Origin of the sequence: Schumannella luteola (assembly GCF_013408685.1) — a bacterium.
Classification (GTDB): domain Bacteria; phylum Actinomycetota; class Actinomycetes; order Actinomycetales; family Microbacteriaceae; genus Schumannella; species Schumannella luteola.
Map to the genome: position 1 here is coordinate 743837 of NZ_JACBZY010000001.1, position 17562 is coordinate 761398.

The 17562-nt window shown below is 70.9% G+C and carries 12 protein-coding genes and 2 tRNA genes; 5 read left to right on the plus strand and 9 right to left on the minus strand.

Features of this window, described 5'->3' with window-relative positions:
• Window positions 1-4 precede the first annotated feature (4 nt).
• From BJ979_RS03325 to BJ979_RS03335, 3 genes are all read right to left on the minus strand, one after another.
• The gene (locus BJ979_RS03325; RefSeq protein WP_179565160.1) at window positions 5-970 is read right to left on the minus strand and encodes an AAA family ATPase; all 966 of its coding nucleotides are present in this window, start codon (window positions 968-970) and stop codon (window positions 5-7) included.
• Between the two features lie 106 nt (window positions 971-1076).
• Window positions 1077-7241, minus strand: coding sequence for an Ig-like domain-containing protein (locus BJ979_RS03330; protein ID WP_179565162.1), 6165 nt, complete (start codon window positions 7239-7241; stop codon window positions 1077-1079).
• Window positions 7238-8368 (minus strand): serine/threonine-protein kinase, encoded by a 1131-nt coding sequence (locus BJ979_RS03335; protein WP_179565164.1) that lies wholly within the window; start codon window positions 8366-8368, stop codon window positions 7238-7240. The genes BJ979_RS03330 and BJ979_RS03335 overlap by 4 nt, the downstream gene beginning before the upstream one ends.
• Window positions 8369-8554: 186 nt before the next feature.
• Between BJ979_RS03335 and BJ979_RS03340 the strand changes: the two genes are divergently transcribed.
• From BJ979_RS03340 to BJ979_RS03355, 4 genes are all read left to right on the plus strand, one after another.
• Window positions 8555-8965: a YbaB/EbfC family nucleoid-associated protein gene (locus BJ979_RS03340; protein WP_179565166.1), complete on the plus strand. Its 411-nt coding sequence runs from the start codon at window positions 8555-8557 to the stop codon at window positions 8963-8965.
• Window positions 8962-9282 (plus strand): type VII secretion target, encoded by a 321-nt coding sequence (locus BJ979_RS03345; RefSeq protein ID WP_179565168.1) that lies wholly within the window; start codon window positions 8962-8964, stop codon window positions 9280-9282. Before BJ979_RS03340 ends, BJ979_RS03345 begins: the two co-directional genes overlap by 4 nt.
• Window positions 9283-9337: 55 nt before the next feature.
• Entirely contained in the window at window positions 9338-10642 is a 1305-nt protein-coding gene (locus tag BJ979_RS17310) for a polymorphic toxin type 15 domain-containing protein (protein WP_218853426.1), read from the plus strand.
• An 82-nt stretch (window positions 10643-10724) separates the two neighbouring features.
• Window positions 10725-11273 (plus strand): T6SS immunity protein Tdi1 domain-containing protein, encoded by a 549-nt coding sequence (locus BJ979_RS03355; protein WP_179565170.1) that lies wholly within the window; start codon window positions 10725-10727, stop codon window positions 11271-11273.
• Window positions 11274-11303: 30 nt separating this feature from the next.
• Here BJ979_RS03355 and BJ979_RS03360 read toward each other — a convergent pair whose 3' ends face one another.
• On the minus strand, window positions 11304-12188 hold the full coding sequence (locus BJ979_RS03360; RefSeq protein WP_179565172.1) for a DUF3800 domain-containing protein: 885 nt from the start codon (window positions 12186-12188) through the stop codon (window positions 11304-11306).
• A 377-nt stretch (window positions 12189-12565) separates the two neighbouring features.
• On the opposite strand from BJ979_RS03360, the gene BJ979_RS03365 reads away from it, so the two are divergent.
• Window positions 12566-13588 (plus strand): NAD(P)H-dependent flavin oxidoreductase, encoded by a 1023-nt coding sequence (locus tag BJ979_RS03365; RefSeq protein WP_179565180.1) that lies wholly within the window; start codon window positions 12566-12568, stop codon window positions 13586-13588.
• Window positions 13589-13603: 15 nt separating this feature from the next.
• On the opposite strand, the gene BJ979_RS03370 is transcribed toward BJ979_RS03365, so the two are convergent.
• The 5 genes from BJ979_RS03370 to gyrA all read right to left on the minus strand — a co-directional run bounded on the left by BJ979_RS03370 (window position 13604) and on the right by gyrA (window position 17537).
• Window positions 13604-14173: a DUF805 domain-containing protein gene (locus tag BJ979_RS03370; protein WP_179565182.1), complete on the minus strand. Its 570-nt coding sequence runs from the start codon at window positions 14171-14173 to the stop codon at window positions 13604-13606.
• A 93-nt stretch (window positions 14174-14266) separates the two neighbouring features.
• Window positions 14267-14339 (minus strand) — tRNA-Ala (locus BJ979_RS03375).
• Window positions 14340-14400: 61 nt separating this feature from the next.
• Window positions 14401-14474, minus strand: a tRNA-Ile gene (locus BJ979_RS03380).
• Window positions 14475-14589: 115 nt separating this feature from the next.
• Entirely contained in the window at window positions 14590-14997 is a 408-nt protein-coding gene (locus BJ979_RS03385; protein WP_179565184.1) for a DUF3566 domain-containing protein, read from the minus strand.
• Window positions 14994-17537 (minus strand): DNA gyrase subunit A, encoded by a 2544-nt coding sequence (gyrA, locus tag BJ979_RS03390; protein ID WP_179565186.1) that lies wholly within the window; start codon window positions 17535-17537, stop codon window positions 14994-14996. Before gyrA ends, BJ979_RS03385 begins: the two co-directional genes overlap by 4 nt.
• Between the last annotated feature and the right edge of the window lie 25 nt (window positions 17538-17562).

Here is a 17562-nt window from a genome sequence, read left to right on the forward strand (position 1 = left end):
CGGGTCAGGCGGCGCCGTTCTCGGCGGGCGCCGGCACGTCGAGCAGGATCTGGCTGATGACCGCGTCGGCGGTGACGCCGTCGAACTCGGCGTCGGGCTCGAGCACGAGGCGGTGCGAGAGCACGGGCAGCGCGAGGTCGCGCACATCGTCGGGCGTCACGTACGAGCGGCCGTGCGCGACCGCCCAGGTCGCGGCCATGCGCGCCAGGGCGAGGGCGCCGCGCACGCTCGAGCCGAGCCGCACCTCGCGCGCGCGGCGGGTGGCGCCGACGAGGCGCATGACGTAGTCGTGCACCAGCGGGCTCGCGTAGGCGCCGCCCACCAGCTCGATCATCGTCGCGAGCGTCGCCGTGTCGATGATGCCGGTCACGTCGCGCCGCGGCGACTGAGCGTTCTGCAGGATGCGCAGCGTCGACGCGTCGTCGGGGTAGCCGATCGAGGTCTTGATCATGAAGCGGTCGAGCTGCGCCTCGGGCAGACGGTAGGTGCCGGCCTGCTCGACGGGGTTCTGGGTGGCGAGCACGACGAAGGGGACGCCGACCGAGCGGGTCACGCCATCCACCGTCACCTGCCCCTCCTCCATCACCTCGAGCAGCGACGACTGCGTCTTCGGCGAGGCGCGGTTGATCTCGTCGGCGAGCACCACGTTCGCGAACACCGGCCCGGCGTGGAACTCGAACTCGCCGCGCTTCTGGTCGTAGACGGTGATGCCCGTCACGTCACCGGGCAGCAGGTCGGGGGTGAACTGGATGCGGGTCGAGGTGCCGCGGATCGTCTGCGCGAGCGCGCGGGCCAACGCCGTCTTGCCGGTGCCCGGCACATCCTCGAGCAGCACGTGCCCTTCGCTGAGGATCGTCGCGAGCACGAGCTCGACGACGTGGCGCTTGCCGAGCACGGCCTGCTCGACGTTCTCGGCGAGCTGGCCGAACGACTCCGCGAACCAGGCGGTCTGCTCCGGAGTGATGGTCATGCTGTTCCTGTCGTTCGGTGTCGGTCGTCGCGGGTGATTCGGGTCGGGCGGTGCAGGGAAGGGCGGGGCGAGCGGTGCTGGTCGGGGATGCGGCCGCGCGGCCTGCTCAGCCGCCGGTGCCTGGGGTGCCCGGGGTGCCGGGCGGGGTGCCGGTTCCCGGGTCGGTCGGCGGGGTCGTCACCGGCGGCTCCCAGCAGCGGGTCAGTGTGGCCGGCTTGAGCGAGGACCACGCCCCGGTGAAGGTGATCGTGTACGTGGCACGCTTCGCCGCCGCATCCTTCGCGACCGCGACCGTGTAGTTGCCGTTCACGGCCCGCGTCGGCACGATGTCGGTGTCCTTCGGGTCGGCGATGCACGCGGTGTCGACCCGCAGCGTCGCCGTCGTCGGAGCGGTCGCCGCCGTGATCGGCGTGCCGGCGCTGCACGCGAGGTTCAAGGAGGTGCAGAGTCGCACGGCCGGGTCGCGCGGAGCCCGCTCGTCGCTCAGCTCGAAGATGGTGCGGTCGAAATCGCCGTCGTAGCGGTAGTAGGCGTTGTAGGGGAACGACGCGGAGACCGACGGCATCGCGCCGGGGCCGTAGGTCGCCGACGCCTGGAAGCCGTCCTTCGCCGTGTACGCCGGAGTCGTCTGCACCGTGTAGCTCGTCGCGGCGGGCGCCGGCGTCGCCGTCCACACGAGTCCGCGCACGACCGACTCGGCCGCGCCGTAGCCGTTCGCGGCGCAGGCCTTGATCGAGTAGTCCTGGGTCTCCTCGAGCCCGGTGAAGATGTTGCTCGCCTGGCTGCCGTTCATCGACGGGCCGCCGTCGGAGCCCATGTAGCAGCCGGGACCGGCGCCATCCCGGCCCTTCCAGATCGCGTAGACGACATCCGCGTTGCGGTCGCTGTAGTTCTTGTCGAACTGCACGCCCTCGTACTGCGCCGAGGTGTTGCTCATCGCCTTGAGGCGACCGCGGTCGCGCACGTAGGTCGTGCCGCCCACGGTCACCCTGACCGTCGTCGACGACCCGGATCCGTCGCCGCCGAGCGGCGGCTGGAAGCGGCTGACCGGCGTGATCGAGAAGCTGTGGTCGCCGGGGCTGAGCTGGTACTGCTCGCTCGCAGACCCCCGGTTGGAGTTCACGCGCCGCGGGTTGAAGCCGTCGGTCGACACCAGGAAGGAGTCGGTGTCGGCGGTCGCGGTGATGTCGAGGGTGGCGTAGCCGTTGCGCTCGTCGGTGCGGCCCTGCAGGTAGATGCTCTTCGCGGTCGCGTTCGTGATCGTCGGCGCCTGGTAGGCCCAGCTCTCGACCGCGCTCGTGTCGACCGATTCGCCGACGCCGTTCACCGCGCGCGCCGTGTACTTGTGGCGCTGGCCGTTCTGCAGCCCGCTGATCACGCACACCCAGGTGCCGGCCGAGCCGGGGCGGCACGACGCATCCACCCGCACCCCGCCCTCGTAGATCGCGATGCCGGTGACGCCGGGATGCGCGGTCGCGGCCTCGCCGAGGTCGACCAGCAGCGTCGTCGAGCTGCCAGTGAACTCGGACGTCATGAGCGACGACGGCGCGGCCGGGTAGCCCTGCACGTCGATCGTCAGGTTGGCGCTGCCCATGCGGCCCTGCGCATCGGCCACCGAGTAGGGCACGATGCAGCTGCCGCCGGCGGGCTTCGCCGTGCGCGGCCAGGTCGCGGTGATGCCGCTGGTGCCGTTGGTGCTGATCGTCGCCGGCTCGCAGGTGGTCTGCCCGATGCCGACGAGCTTGAGGCCGGAGCCCGACTTGCCGGCGAAGGGGTCGTACTCGCCCGCGATGCCGATGACCGGGATCGTGCAACTCGGCCCCTGCCCCACCGAGCAGCTCTTGGTGAAAGTGACGGGGCGCGGCGCATCCACCGGGGCGATGCCGACGACGAGCGTGATCGCCGAGCTGAGCCCGCCGAAGCCGGTCACCGAGACCTGCACGCTGTCGCGCGAGCCGGAGTGGGCGCCGGCCTTCGCGGTGACGCTGAGCGTGCGGCCCGAGAGCGAGGTCTCGAAGCCGGAGCCGCTGTAGGCGACGCGGTAGTCGAGCTTGCTCTGGTCGCCGACGCGGCCGCCCTCCCAGCGGGTGACCTCCTTGTAGAGGTCGATCGTCTGCGTCGCGCCGGGGGCGACGGTGCGGCTGAGCGGGTCGAGGATGGCGCGGGGCGCCTTCGAGGTGATGACCACCGGAACCGGCACGGCCGTCCAGCTCTCCTGCCCGGCGACGCGCACGAGCACCGTGCAGCTGTCGGTCCACGGCGCCTCGCGGCCCGCGTCGTAGCCGATGTCGCCGGCGCCCGCGGACTTGCAGGTCGCGTTGGCGCGCTGGGCCGCGTAGCTTCCGCCCTTCTGCTCGAGCCGGTCGCCCGAGCCGAGGTCGATGAGGTCGGCGAGCCGGGCGTTCGCGGTCGCCTCCTCGCCGACCTTGATGGGCTGGGCCGAGGCCTTCAGCTGCAGCCGCATGTCGTCGAGGGCGGGGATGCGCAGCATGCCGTAGCCGACCACGTCGGCGCCGGTCGCATCGGTGCCCGCCAGCTGGAAGGGCACGAGCGCACCCCCGGCCGCGGCCGGACCGGAGATGCGCCAGCCGTCGACCGTGTAGCGCTTCGCGGCCTCGCCCCACACGGTGAGCTTCAGGGAGTCGAGCTCGCCGCTCGACCACTCGGTCTTGCCGGTGACCACGTCGATGCCGGTCGCGAGGCTGGCGCGGTTCGCGACGGTGACGACGGTGTCGGTGATGGTCGGCGGAACCGCCACCGCGCTCGGGGCGACGGTGACGACGATGAGCCCCTCGGTCGTGCTCGAGGTGAGCTTCGACCGCGCCGTGTAGATGTACGAGTGCACGCCCTCGACGTCGCCGGCCAGCAGCTTGACGGTGCCCTTGTCGAGGTCGGTGCCGTCGTCGATCAGCCCCTGCAGGCGGTCGTACTCCTGGTCGGCGGCGCCCTTCGGGGCGTCGGGCACGAGGCTGATGAGCTCGAGCGCCCCGCCCGCGGGGTCGCTGTCGTTGCCGAGCGGCAGCACGGTCAGCGGCTTCGTCGCCCCGCGCACGGCGCGCACCGCATCCGAGTAGGTGATGGGGGCGACCTCGCTGAGCCGGCCCTCGGGAACGGCCACGTGCACGGTCGCCGATCCGGTGCCGCCGTGCCCGTCGCTGAGCGTGTACGAGAACGCGACCTGCCCGCCGTTCACCCCGCCGCCGGGGGCGGTGTAGCGGATCGACTGCCCGTCGGCCGAGACCGCTGCGGTGCCCTGGCCCGCCTTCGGCTGCTCGACCTGGGTGAGCACGGTCGCATCCCCGTCGGGGTCGGCGCCGGTGGCCGGCACCGGGATGTCGACGCTCTGCCCGGCGAGCGTGCGGGCGCTGAGGGCGCGCGGCTCGGGGTCGTGGTTGGTGCCCGCCGCGACGACGGTGATCGCGACCGGGGCCGTCGCGGTGCGGCGCGGGTCTCCGGCGAGCGACACCGAGTAGCGCACCGTGTAGCTGCCGGCCTTCGCCGGGGCGAGGTAGCGCAGCGTCTGACCCGAGGCGAAGACCAGCTCGTCCTTCGCGCCCGAGCCCTGCACCTGCGTGCTCAGCTCGAGCTGCTCGCCGCGCGGCGCGATGTCGTTCTCGGTGACGGGGATGTCGACGAGCGATCCGGCGCGCACCGTCACCGCATCCGGCAGGGCGATCGGGGCGACGCCCGTGGTCGCGCCGGTCAGGAACACGGCGACCTGCCCGGTCGCGGTCGTTCCGACGCCGTCGGTCACGGTCACCGTCGCGGTGCCGACGCGACCGGGCAGGCCGTCGTCGGTCGCGCCGCTGACGCGCAGCTGGGCGCCGCCGATCACGCTGACGGCGAGGTTCGGGTCGGTCGTGGTCGCCGACGAGATCGTCAGCACCCGACCGGTCGTGTTCTGCACCGAGCCGAGCAGGTCGAGCGTGGTGTCCTGCTGCGGGCGCACGAAGGCGGTCAGCGGCGGCACGCCGATCGAGCCGGCGCCCTCGACGGCTGAGAAGCGCAGCTGCGCGGTCTGCTCGGCGTCGGTGCTCGCATCCTGCACCGTGTAGGTCAGGGCGAACTGGCCGGCGCGGGATGCCGTGACCGAGACCGTTCCGGCGGCCGCGTTCGGCACGACGACGATGCCGTCCTGCTGGGCGTCGGCGACCACCGCATCCACGAGCCGGTACGAGCCGGATCCGCCGCGCACGTGCTGCGCGACGTCGATCGTCAGCGGGTCGCCGACCCGGCCGACCGCGGCGAAGGAGCCGGCGGCGAGCGCGCTGCCGCCCGCCACGACGACCGTGAGCTGACGGGTCGACGTGGCGCCCTGCGCGTCGGTCACGCTCACGGTGACCGTCTCGGTTCCAGGGGCCGCGTTCGGGTCGCGGTGGCGGATGGCGACGCGGCCGTCGCCGGTCGGCACCACGGTCAGCGAGCTGTCGGGGTCGTCGGCGGCGGCCGCGCTGAGCATCATCGCGTCGCCATCGGGGTCGACCCAGCCGTCGAGCACCGGCACGGTCGTCGTCGCGCCCGGCTCGATCGAGACGCTCGGCCACTGCTGCAGGCAGCCCTCGACGCCGCACCACTGCGGCGGCGAGTTCTCGCCGTCGGGAACGACCCGCAGCGTCACGGTCGTCGGCTGCGAGCTCTGCTGCCCGTCGCTGGCCGCGTAGGTGAAGGTCGTGCTGCCCGAGCGGGCCCGCACATCCACCACCAGCTGCTGATCTTCGGCGGCGAGCGAGAGCGTGCCGAATCCGGGGTCGGCGAGACCGCCGACCGACGCCGGATCGATCGTCAGCACATCGCGCTTGTTCGGGTCGTGGTCGTTGAGCAGCACCGGCAGCAGCACGTGCGTTCCCGAGCGCACTCCGAAGCTGTCGGGCTCGGCGACCGGCGGCTCCTCTTCGGCGACGTCGGGAACCTCGACCGTGCCGGCCTGCTGGGTGGTGCGATCGCGGTCGATGGTCCACTGCGACAGGGGGATGACGGTGCCGTCGGGGATCGTCCACAGCAGACCGGTGCTGGTCTCGGCGAGCACCGCGCGGCGGCCGTTGCTGGCGATGAGCGGCACGATCGTGCGGGTCTGCGCGAGCGCGCCGTCGGGCACGGAGAGTCGACGGTCGACGCCGTCGGACGACCAGATGCGGCCGCCGCTCTGACTGATCCAGGCGCCGTAGACGACGCCGTCGACGACCGCCGGCGCGGCCGGGGTGCCGCCGCCGTCGCCGAGACGGCGCGCGGTGCGGTCGCCGGTCGCGACCTCGACGAGTCCGTCGCTGTCGGCGAAGTAGGCGCGGTCGCCTGACGAGCTCGCCTGACCGGCGACCGCGTCGGAGCCGAGCGAGACCGAGACCGGAGAGCGGGCGCCGTCGATCCACACCCGGTCGCTCGCCGGCGCCGCGAGGGCCCAGTGCCCGCCGGCCGCCGTCAGCAGCAGGTCGGCGTCGGCGCCCGGCGGCGAGGAGATCTCCTGCTTGTCCGACCAGGATGCGCTGGTCGCGTCATAGCGACGGATCGCGCCCTCGGCCGCGGAGTAGACGATCACGGCGCCGTCGTCGGCGACTGTGATCGCGCTGGCGACGTAGGCCGCGGTGCCCGCCTTCGCGCTCGCGACGAGCGGGTCGATCTGCGCCGGCTCGGCTCCGGAGCCGACGGCGTCGACACGGGCGATGAAGACCTTGCCCGACTCGGTCAGGTAGGCGCTCCAGGCGCCCGACGAGACGACCTGCCGGGTTCCGGGCGGGGTGCTCTGGCCCTGAGCGGCCGAGTCGGCGGCGCCGCCGGTGGCCACGCCCGCACCGGCACCGGCGTCGCCCGAGCCCGCGTCACCCGAGCCCGCGCCCGCATCCGCGTCGCCGGAGTCCGCTCCCGCGGTGTCGGCCGAGGCATCGCCGGCCGCCGCATCCGCACCGGATCCCGCCGCGGCGCCGCCGCTCGTCGACGACGACACCAGCGCCGGCGGATCACTCGGGTCGATCGCCCAGCGCTTGCGTAGCGCATCCGTCAGCACGACCGTCGCGGCGCCGTCCTGCAGCACCCCGCGCGGATCCTCGGCGTCGCGCACCGTGTCGATCTGCTTCAGATCGGTGTCGACGCGGGCGTACTGCCCGGCATCCCGGTAGACCCACACCCCCGTCTCGAGCGGGTTGACGTGCTGGGCGTCGTAGCCCTGCGCGACCACGATCGAGGTGGCGACGACCGCCGCCGCGGCGACGCTCGACAGCGCGGCGATGACGATGCCGCGCGTGCGGCGCCGGCGGGGGGATGCGGTGCCCAGGCTCACAGGAATCCCACCGTCCTCAGGATCACGGCCGCCCCGACGAGCACCACGACCGCGATGCCGGCGCCGATCAGGGCGGGGAGGATGTTGCGGCTGCGGCGTCGGTCGCGGATCACGAGCCCGTCGCGGTCCACCTCGGCGGCCGCCATCCGCGCGCGCTCACGGGCGGCGCTGCGGGAGTCGGGGTTGACGACCGTCACGACGTCGCCGCGGTGGCGGTCGTCGGCCAGGTCGATCGTGCCGCCGGCCCGCGCCCACTCGGTGGCGGCGACCTCGAGCGTCGTCGGCGGAACGCCCAGTTCGTACTGCACCCAGCGCAGCTCCTCGGCGAGGGCGTGCGCGGTCGGGTAGCGCCGCTCGGGGTTCTTCGACATCGCCGTCGCGAGCGCCTGTTCGAGGCGCGCCGGCACATCCGGTCGGCCCGTCGGCACGTACTTCGCGGCGATCACCCGCTGCGTGATCTGGTCGCGCGAGTTCAGCTCGCGTCGCTCGCTCTCGAAGGGGCTGCGGCCCGCGAGCAGCGTGTACACGGTCGCGGCGAGGCTCCACACCTCGCTCGGCACGGTTCCGGTGGTCTGCTCCTGAAGCACCTCGGGCGCCGACCACGGCACCGACATCGCGTGCGCCGTGTCGCCCGACACCGACAGGGCGGCGGCGATGCCGAAGTCGGCGAGCACGGGCGCGCCGAGGCTCGACACGAGCAGGTTCGAGGGCTTGATGTCACGGTGCAGCAGGCCGGCGCGGTGCGCGCTCTCGAGGGCACCGCCGATGCGCACCCCCGCATCCAGCACCTCGGTCAGCGCCAGCGTCGATCGCTTCGCCCGCGCGCCGAGCGTGTCGGGGCAGTACTCCATGACGAAGTAGGGGCGGCCGTCGGCGGCGATGCTCGCGAGGTGGATCGTGACGATCGAGGGATGCGTGCTCAGACGGGCGAGGATGTCGGCCTCGGCGTTGAAGGCCCGCAGCAGCGCCGGTGTGACCGCGTCGGCGCTGAGCACCTTGACCGCGACGACGCGGCGCGGAAGGTCTTGCTCGTAGAGGAAGACGTCGGCGAAGCCGCCCGAGCCGAGGGGGCGCACCACACTGAAGCCGGGCAGCATCGGGGGCGCCGCGATCGCGCGTCGTGCCACGGGTCCTCCTGCTCCGGTCGGCTCGCATCGGGTGCGGACGCACGCCCCTCCTCGGCAACCGGCACCACGGCAGATGTTAGAGGATCAATCGGGATCTCGCGCCCGGGCCCGTCCTGAGACGCGCCTCAGATGAACGCTAGGCGACCTCTCTTTACAGCGCGAGAACGGCGTGGATAGCGTCGGTGCGTGATCGAGGAGCCGGACGACGTGATCGCCCGGATCGCCGACGACATCCAGCGCGTTCAGCAGCGTGCCGAGGCGCTGCCGAAGCTGCAGGCGGCGGTGGATGCGGTGCGCGAGACCGCGCGCGGGGATCGCCGCGATCTGCTGGTCGAGGTGGATGCCTCCGGGCGCCTCACCCGGCTCGAGATCGACGACGACGCCGTCGCCGATCGGGGCGGCCGTGCCGTGTCGGACGAGATCCTGGCGCTGATCGAGAAGGCCACGCGCGGAGCCCGCGCGAAGACGCTCGCCGCGACCGAGCAGCTGCTCGGCGCGGGCGACCCGATCGCCGCGAAGCTGCAGTCCGACGCCGAGGCGCAGGACGCGGCGAGCGCCGCGCGCGCCCGCGGCTGGAACGAGGGAGGCGCGCGATGAGCGGCGAGCACATCGCGATCGACGCCGACGTGCTGCGCACCCAGGCGGCGAAGGTCGAGGCGCTGGCCGGCGATGTGGCCGAGGCGGCCGCCGCGGCCGGCACGGTGAACATCGGCGGCGGGGCCTTCGGGCTCATGTGCGCCTTCCTCGTGCCGGTGATCTCGCCCGTGACGACGGCGACGACGGGCGCGATCCGCGCGAGCGGCGAGCTGCTGAAGCGCACCGGCACCGAGCTGCGCGGCGCCGTCGCCGACTGGGATGCGACCGAGGCCGACATCGAGGCGGCGCTGAAGAAGCTGCAGCGGTCGCTCGACTGAGCCGCACCGAGCCCGACAGAGCTGAGCCGAGAAGACGAGGGGGACGCATCCGATCATGTCGAACACGCTCGTCGCCCCCGTCGTCGACACGACCTCACCGTTCTCGGGCGCCTTCCTGCTGCAAGACGGGGAGGATCTGTCGAACGCGATCAGCACCGGATCGTGGGTGTCGGGGGGTCTCGCCTCGTTCTCGACCGCGCTCGACATCGGCGCCTCGCTCGCCGACCCGATCGGCACGCTCGTCGCCAACGGTCTCGGCTGGCTGCTCGACCACTTCGAGCCGCTGAAGACGTGGATGACGCAGCTCACCGGCAACGCCGACGAGGTCGCGGCCTTCGGGCAGACCTGGTCGAACGTCGCGACCCGGATGCGCGAGACCGGCCAGAACCTGCAGACCCGCGTCGGCGATCTGAGCTCGCTGTCGGGCGCCACGATCGACGCCTACCGCCAGTACGCCGACGACCTCGCGCAGCACGTGCACAGCATGGGCAACTGGGCGGGCGCCGTCGCGACCGGGCTCGAGATCGCCTCTCAGCTCGTGCGGGTCGTGCACGATCTGGTGCGGGATGCGATCGCGCAGGTCGTCGGCATGGCCGTCTCCGCCGCGACGGAGCTGATCGTCTCGGTCGGCACCGCCGCCCCCGCCGTGATCGGCCAGATCACCGCCCGGGTGTCCGCGCTCGCGACCCGCGTCGGCCGCACCGTGACGAAGCTGCTCGAGTCGATGAAGTCGCTGCGCCCGCTGCTGCAGTCGATGCAGAGGCTCGGCGCCCGCGCGGGCGAGCTGCTGAGCGGCATGCTCGTCGGCACCGCGCACGCCGCGCCGGTCAAGCGGCTCGTCGCCGAGGGCGGAGCGGATGCCGCGAAGCGCGCGCCGCACTTCGACGTGCAGTTCAAGCTGGGGTCGGGTCACGACAAGGTCGAGTTCGAACGTCAGCTCGCCGGCCAGGAGGCCGGCATGAACAAGCTGAGCATCGACGACTTCCTGACCAACCGCGACGGCTACCTCTCGCGCGGCGGCCGCGATCCCGCCGGCGACATCGCCCAGGACGCCGCCCGCAAGGAAGCGCTCATCGCGAAGACCGAGGAGCTGCGCGGAACCGGACTCAGCCGTGCCGAGGCGAAGTCGCAGGCCGAGGACTGGCTGAAGACCCAGGCCGCACTGCACAACCCCGACCAGATCGCCGGCGGCTTCGCGGACCGCATCACCGACATGGGCGACAAGAACATCAACTCGTCGATCGGATCGCAGTGGCGCACCCGCATCGGCGCGCTCGACGAGCACATCCGCACCTACGCGGAGGGGCTGAGCGCGGCCGAGCGCAAGTCCACCCTGCTGAACGTGAGTCTCAAGCCGTAGCCCGCGCCGCGGCCGGTGCCGATGCGGTCGCCGGATCCGCGGCCCTCCCGCCCGTCACCCGGACCAGATAGAACTGGATGCGATGCCTCAGATCCCCGATTTCGTCCCCGCCGCCCCGGTGCCCGCCGCCACGATCGAGCGCTACCGCGGCCGCATCCCCGACCCGGTGCTCGCCGTCTGGCAGTCGCAGGGCTTCGGCGACGGCGTCGGCGGCTGGCTCAAGGTGATCGACCCCGACCTGACGATCGAGCGGCTCGGGGATGCGCTGCCGGCACCCGGCCTGATCCCCCTGTTCGCGACCGCCCTCGCCGACATCGTCGTCTGGGACGAGGCCCGTCAGAAGAGCCGCGTGCTGCTCTACCGCTACGGCCGCGTCGACCCCTTCGCCACGAACTTCGATCTCGCGATCGGCGATCTCTCCGACCCGGAAGCCCTCGCCGAGGACTGGCTCTGGGAGCCCTTCCCGGCCGTCGTCGCGCGCCTCGGCCGCCCGGCGTACGCGGACGCGTTCATGTACGTGCCCCTGCTCGCCCTCGGTGGGCCGGAGTCGCCCGACCACCTCGACACCGGCGACCTGCTCACCCACGTGCAGCTCATCACCCAGCTCGCGGGCCCGCTGCAGTACGTCTGAGCCCCGCCGCGGAACCTTGATCAACATGGCTCAGGAACTCGTCTTGCTCCGCAACGCCGCCTGGTAGATCTCGTCCAAATTCGGGATTCGCCCTGCAATTGTGTTCGCCGGGCGAGATCCGTGCCGGTGCGAACTGCCGTTGAAGATCGCCGCGTTATGAAGTTCAGGGCCGTGCGTCAGATGGAGCTTTGATTCGTGGGTGATGAGGCTAGCGGCCGCTGGCTTGAGGTTGGTCGCCCACTCGAACTCCGAGCCGCGAAGGAGGTGGAAGTGAGCCAGACGACCGATCAGTCCGCAGATCCAGTCGGCCATCTGGATGCCCGAGTTGAGCTGGCTCTCAACGTGCAAGGGTGCTTCCACGATGCGCTTCATCTCCGCGCGTCGTCGGGAGTAGATGTGGGCGTACATCTTGGCTACGAGCTCGATGCGGGATTTCTCCGTGATCGAATCGGTGAGGATGAGCACATCGTCACCGACTGAGTCCGCATGAGTGCAGATGCGATTGATCGCTTCGCTCAGCGCGTGCTCGGTGATGTCGGTGCTGGTTCTCCCGGTCTGCTTCAGCGTTCCACGCATCTTCTCATCGCCGTAGTAGAAGAGTCGCCCGCCATTCCCGCGCAGCTGTCGCATGAGACCACTGAATGCGCGGAGTTGCTCCGGTCGGCGAGTGATGCTCCCGGTCGAGAAGTACTCGTTCCCCTTCCGCTCCCACTGCGCGGGGTTGGAGCTCTTGTCGATCTCCGTCTTGAACAGCGACGTCTTGACGCGCTTGAAGTCACCCCCGAAACGCCGCGCGTTCTCAGCCGGGATGATGAATCCGGCGTAACCGAACACGGGGTGCTGACCGAACTTCGGGTGCCGATCTTCGACGAACGGTCCGACGTGACCGAACTCGTCCAGGTAGGCGATCAGCAACTTTCCTCCACAACGCAAGAACCCACGCACGAGGCGTGGGTTCTTCGTAGTGGCGCGCGCTCCGTGTTTCAGGGGTCGCTACCGATCGATATGGTAACCCGACGTGACTCTGAGTTGTCAATCGTCAACTCGATGTTCGCCTCAGACCCAGGATAGAGCGGTCCACCGACTGCGCTTTCTCGCGGCCGGCACACGAGTTGACCGCCAACAGCGCGCGCTCGAAGCCGGGTCGTGCGTTTGATCCACTGTGCTTCCACCGGGTAGCGACACTGGACCGCTGACTAGTTCTCAGGCGTAGGCACGCTGCGCCACCCGGCGACGAGCGGGCGCGAGTGCGTACCGTCGAGGTGTCCGGCTCTCTCGCGGAAGGCGCATCCATGACGATCTCGCCCCTGATCACCTCGCGGCTGCCGATCGTCGCCGCGCCGATGGCCGGCGGCGCGACCACCGTCGCCCTGGCGATCGCCGCCGCCGAGGCGGGCGCGTTCCCCTTCCTCGCCGCCGGGTACAAGAGCGCCGAGGCGATCGGCGCCGAGGTGGAGCTGTTGCGCGCGAGCGGGCATCCCTTCGGCGTCAACCTCTTCGTCCCCTCGACCGAGGTGGATGCGGCGGCGTTCGCCGCCTACGCCGCCGAGCTGCAGCCCGAGGCCGACGTCTACGACCTCGCTCTGGATCCGACTCCCGTCGCCGACGACGACCACTGGGCCGAGAAGATCGCGCTGCTCGTCGCGAACCCGGTTCCGGTCGTGTCGCTGACCTTCGGCCTCCCGCCGCAGTCCGACATCGCCACGCTGCAGGGTGCCGGCTCGCGGGTGCTCGCGACCGTGACGAATGTCGACGAGGCCGCCGCTGCCCGCGACGCCGGCGTCGACGGGCTGATCGTGCAGGGATCGGCGGCGGGCGGCCACAGCGCGATCTTCGAGGCGACGCAGAATCCCGCCGACGGCGACACCGCCGAGCTGGTGCACACGATCCGCGACGCCGTCGATCTGCCCGTCATCGGCGCCGGCGGTGTCGGCTCACCCGACGACGTGCAGCGCATCCTCGACGCCGGCGCCGAGGCGGTCGCCGTCGGCACGCTCCTGCTGCTGACGGATGAGGCGGGCACCTCGCCGACGCATCGCGCGGCCCTCGCCGACCCGGCCTTCACCGACACCGTGATCACCCGCGCCTTCACCGGTCGCCCAGCGCGCGCCCTGCGCAGCGCCTTCGTCGATCGTCACGATGCGACGGCGATCACCGCCTATCCGGCCGTGCACCATCTGACCCGGGTGCTGCGCGCGACCGCGGGCAAGGTGGGCGACGCGGAACGCCTGCACCTGTGGGCGGGCGCCGGCTGGCAGTCGGCGCGTCCCGGTCCGGTGGCCGACGTCATCCACCACCTCGCTGGCGAGGACTGAGCGAGCGCTCGCTGGTCAGGCGACGGGCCGCGGCACGTACGCCGCCGCAGGCAGGCGGTCGAAGCGCGCGCCGCCCGGCTGCGGCGACGACACCGTCCACACCAGCATCACGATCGCGCCGATCAGCGGGATGAACGAGATGAAGAACCAGCCGCCCGCACGGTCGACATCGTGGAGTCGACGCCAGGTGACGGCGAGGCCGGGGATGAACGTGCCCAGGGCGAAGGCGTTCGCCAGCAGGTCGATCCCCCACGCGCCGATCGCGCCGGCCCCGGCGTGCGCGAGATCGGGCGGGGTGGGCAGACTCACGATGCCGAACGACGAGATGACCCCGATGTCGCCGGTGCCCGCGCGGTTCCAGTCGCCGCTGATCAGGCTCGCGACCACGAACAGCACCAGATGCACGACGACCGACGCGAGAGTCCACCACCAGTACTCGGCCCGGCCGGCGCGACCGCTGAAGTCGGCGTACTTGCGGAAGAACCGGCGGATCGCGGCGCCGAACGGCGCCCGGTAGTACGGCAGCCAGAGCGGCGGCTCCCCGGCGACGTGTCCTGCGGATGCGGAATCAGCTGCGGAACTCACCGCGCCAGCCTAGATTCCGACGGATGCTCGCCGAACGCCGCGGAGCCGACATGGAGGAAGCCGCGCCCGGGAGACGGGTGAGAGGAGAAGGAGTGGAGCCTAGGGGAATCGAACCCCTGACCTCCTGCTTGCAAAGCAGGCGCTCTACCAATTGAGCTAAGGCCCCGTGCGGTAGAGACACTACCGCCGGAAACACGAAAAGCCCCCCGAGAGGGACTTCGTGCGAGTGGGGCTACGAGGACTTGAACCTCGGACCTCTTCGTTATCAGCGAAGCGCTCTAACCGCCTGAGCTATAGCCCCGAGTGGCACCGGATCGCGGGATCCCCCGCTCGGGCCGAATGAAACAGTACCCCACCCGCCCCCGTTCCGACGAATCGGCGGCAACGGATGGGGTACTCGCGTGCGAGACGCGACGTCAGTTGTTGGTGAAGCCGACCAGCAGACCGCCGGTGAAGCGCACGCTGAGGTTGTAGAGCAGCGCGCCGATGGCGCCGAGCGCCGTGCCGACGACCGTGTTGAGGATCGCGACGACGAGCGCGAACAGCACGACCTGGCCGGCGCCGAAGGTGTCGGTGACGCTGAAGCTGTTGTCACTGAGCACGTCGCGCATGAGGTCGTCGATCTTGTCGAAGACCTGCGTCGAGTTCAGCACGACCCAGATCAGGAACGCCGCGACGACGAGCACGATCCCCAGGCACAGCATCACGAGGAAGGTCAGCTTCACGACCGACCAGAAGTCGACGTAGACCAGCTTCAGGCGAACCTGCTTGCTCGAACTCGAGCGAGGGGACTTTCGCTGAAGCTTCTCGGCGACACTCGTCATTCGGCGGGTCCGTCCTTCTCATCGTCGGCCGGGCTGGGGGTGGTCTCCGGCTCGTCGGGTTCCTGGGAGTCCAGGTTCCGTTCGCTGTTCTTGGCCACGGCGATGATCTTGTCGCTGGCCGCGAACTTGGCGAAAGTGACGCCCATCGAGTCGCGACCGGTCGCCCTGACCTCGGCCACGGCAGACCTTATCACCTTGCCGCTGGAGAGAATTGCGAGCACTTCGTCGTCTTCTCCGACGATCAGTGAGCCCGCGAGAGAGCCCCGATCGTCGTTGAGTTTGGCGACCTTGATGCCCAGTCCGCCGCGTCCCTGAACGCGGTACTGGTCGACCGCGGTGCGCTTCGCGAAGCCGCCCTCGGTGACCACGAACACGTATCCATCGTGCGGGGCGACCGCCGCCGAGAGCAGCTCGTCGCCCTCGCGGAAGTCCATGCCCTTCACGCCCGAGGTCGAGCGGCCCATGGGGCGCAGCGCCGAGTCGGTGGCGGTGAAGCGCAGCGACTGGCCGTGGCGCGAGACGAGCAGGATGTCGTCGTCGTCATCCACCAGCATCGCCGACACCAGCTCGTCCTCGTCGCGGAGGTTGATGGCGATGATGCCGCCGGTGCGGTTCGTGTCGTACTCCGAGAGCGCCGTCTTCTTGACCAGACCGCGACGGGTCGCGAGGGTCAGGTACTGCGCGGCCTCGTAGTCGGGGATGTCGAGGATCTGCGCGATCTGCTCGTCCGGCTGCAGCGCGAGCAGGTTCGCGATGTGCTGGCCCTTCGCGTCGCGGCCGGCCTCCATCAGCTCGTAGCCCTTCGCGCGGTAGACGCGGCCGGTGTTCGTGAAGAACAGCAGCCAGTGGTGCGTCGTGGTGACGAAGAAGTGCTCGACGATGTCGTCGGCACGCAGCTGGGCGCCCTTGACGCCGCGGCCGCCGCGGTGCTGCGAGCGGTAGTTGTCGCTGCGGGTGCGCTTGACGTAGCCGCCACGCGTGACGGTGACCACCATCTCCTCTTCGGGGATGAGGTCTTCGACGCTCATGTCGCCGTCGAAGCCGAGCAGGATCTCGGTGCGGCGGTCGTCGCCGAATTTGCGCACGATCTCGGTGAGCTCCTCGGAGATCACCTCGCGCTGACGCTCGGGCGAGGCGATGATCGCCTTGAACTCGAGGATCAGCGCCTCGAGCTTGTCGTGCTCGTCGTTGATCTTCTGGCGCTCGAGCGCGGCGAGGCGGCGCAGCTGCAGCTCGAGGATGGCGTTGGCCTGCAGCTCGTCGACCTCGAGCAGCGCCATGAGTCCCTGGCGGGCCTCGTCGACGGTGGGCGAGCGGCGGATGAGCGCGATGACCTCGTCGAGCGCGTCGAGCGCCTTGAGGTAGCCGCGCAGGATGTGGGCGCGCGCCTCGGCCTCGTTGAGGCGGAACTGCGTGCGGCGCACGATCACGTCGATCTGGTGGCCGATCCAGTGCGTGATGAACTGGTCGATCGACAGGGTGCGCGGCACGCCGTCGACGATGGCCAGCATGTTCGCGCCGAAGTTCTCCTGCAGCTGCGTGTGCTTGTACAGGTTGTTGAGCACGACGCGGGCGACCGCATCTCGCTTGAGCACCAGCACGAGACGCTGGCCGGTGCGGCCCGAGGTCTCGTCGCGGATGTCGGCGATGCCGGAGAGCTTGCCCTCCTTGACCAAGTCGGCGATCTTGACCGCGAGGTTGTCGGGGTTGACCTGGTACGGCAGCTCAGTGACGACGAGCGCGGTGCGGCCCTGCAGCTCCTCGACGGTGACGACGGCCCGCATCGTGATCGAGCCGCGGCCCGTGCGATACGCGTCGTGGATGCCCTTGACGCCGAGGATCTGCGCGCCGGTCGGGAAGTCCGGTCCCTTGATGCGCTGGATCAGCGCCTCCTGCAGCTCCTCGCGCGTCGCATCCGGGTGCTCGAGCGCCCAGAGCGCTCCCTCGGAGACCTCGCGCAGGTTGTGCGGCGGGATGTTCGTGGCCATGCCGACCGCGATGCCGACCGAGCCGTTGACCAGCAGGTTCGGGAAGCGCGCCGGCAGCACGACGGGCTCCTGGGTGCGGCCGTCGTAGTTGGGCTCGAAGTCGACCGTGTCTTCCTCGATGTCGCGCACCATCTCCATGGCGAGCGGCGACATCTTGGTCTCGGTGTAGCGGTGCGCGGCGGCGCCGTCGTTGCCGGGCGAGCCGAAGTTGCCCTGGCCGAGCGCGAGCGGGTAGCGCAGCGACCACGGCTGAACGAGGCGCACGAGCGCGTCGTACACCGACGAGTCGCCGTGCGGGTGGAACTGCCCCATCACGTCGCCGATGACGCGGGTGCACTTCGAGAACGCGCGGTCGGGGCGGTAGCCGCCGTCGAACATCGTGTAGATCACGCGGCGGTGCACGGGCTTCAGCCCGTCCTCCACGCGCGGCAGCGCGCGGCCGATGATCACGCTCATCGCGTAGTCGAGGTACGAGCGCTGCATCTCGACCTGCAGGTCGACCTGCTCGATCCGGTCGCCGCCGCCCTCGGTGGTGGTGGTCTCGTCAGTCATATGCGGTTATCCCTGGCGCTCTCGA

Excerpts from the sequence above, each read along its gene's own strand:
- BJ979_RS03325 (WP_179565160.1), bottom strand. The coding sequence starts at position 970 with ATGACCATCACTCCGGAGCAGACCGCCTGGTTCGCGGAGTCGTTCGGC.
- BJ979_RS03345 (WP_179565168.1), top strand. The coding sequence starts at position 8,962 with ATGAGCGGCGAGCACATCGCGATCGACGCCGACGTGCTGCGCACCCAG.
- BJ979_RS17310 (WP_218853426.1), top strand. The coding sequence starts at position 9,338 with ATGTCGAACACGCTCGTCGCCCCCGTCGTCGACACGACCTCACCGTTC.
- BJ979_RS03355 (WP_179565170.1), top strand. The coding sequence starts at position 10,725 with ATGCCTCAGATCCCCGATTTCGTCCCCGCCGCCCCGGTGCCCGCCGCC.
- BJ979_RS03365 (WP_179565180.1), top strand. The coding sequence starts at position 12,566 with ATGACGATCTCGCCCCTGATCACCTCGCGGCTGCCGATCGTCGCCGCG.
- BJ979_RS03385 (WP_179565184.1), bottom strand. The coding sequence starts at position 14,997 with ATGACGAGTGTCGCCGAGAAGCTTCAGCGAAAGTCCCCTCGCTCGAGT.
- gyrA (WP_179565186.1), bottom strand. The coding sequence starts at position 17,537 with ATGACTGACGAGACCACCACCACCGAGGGCGGCGGCGACCGGATCGAG.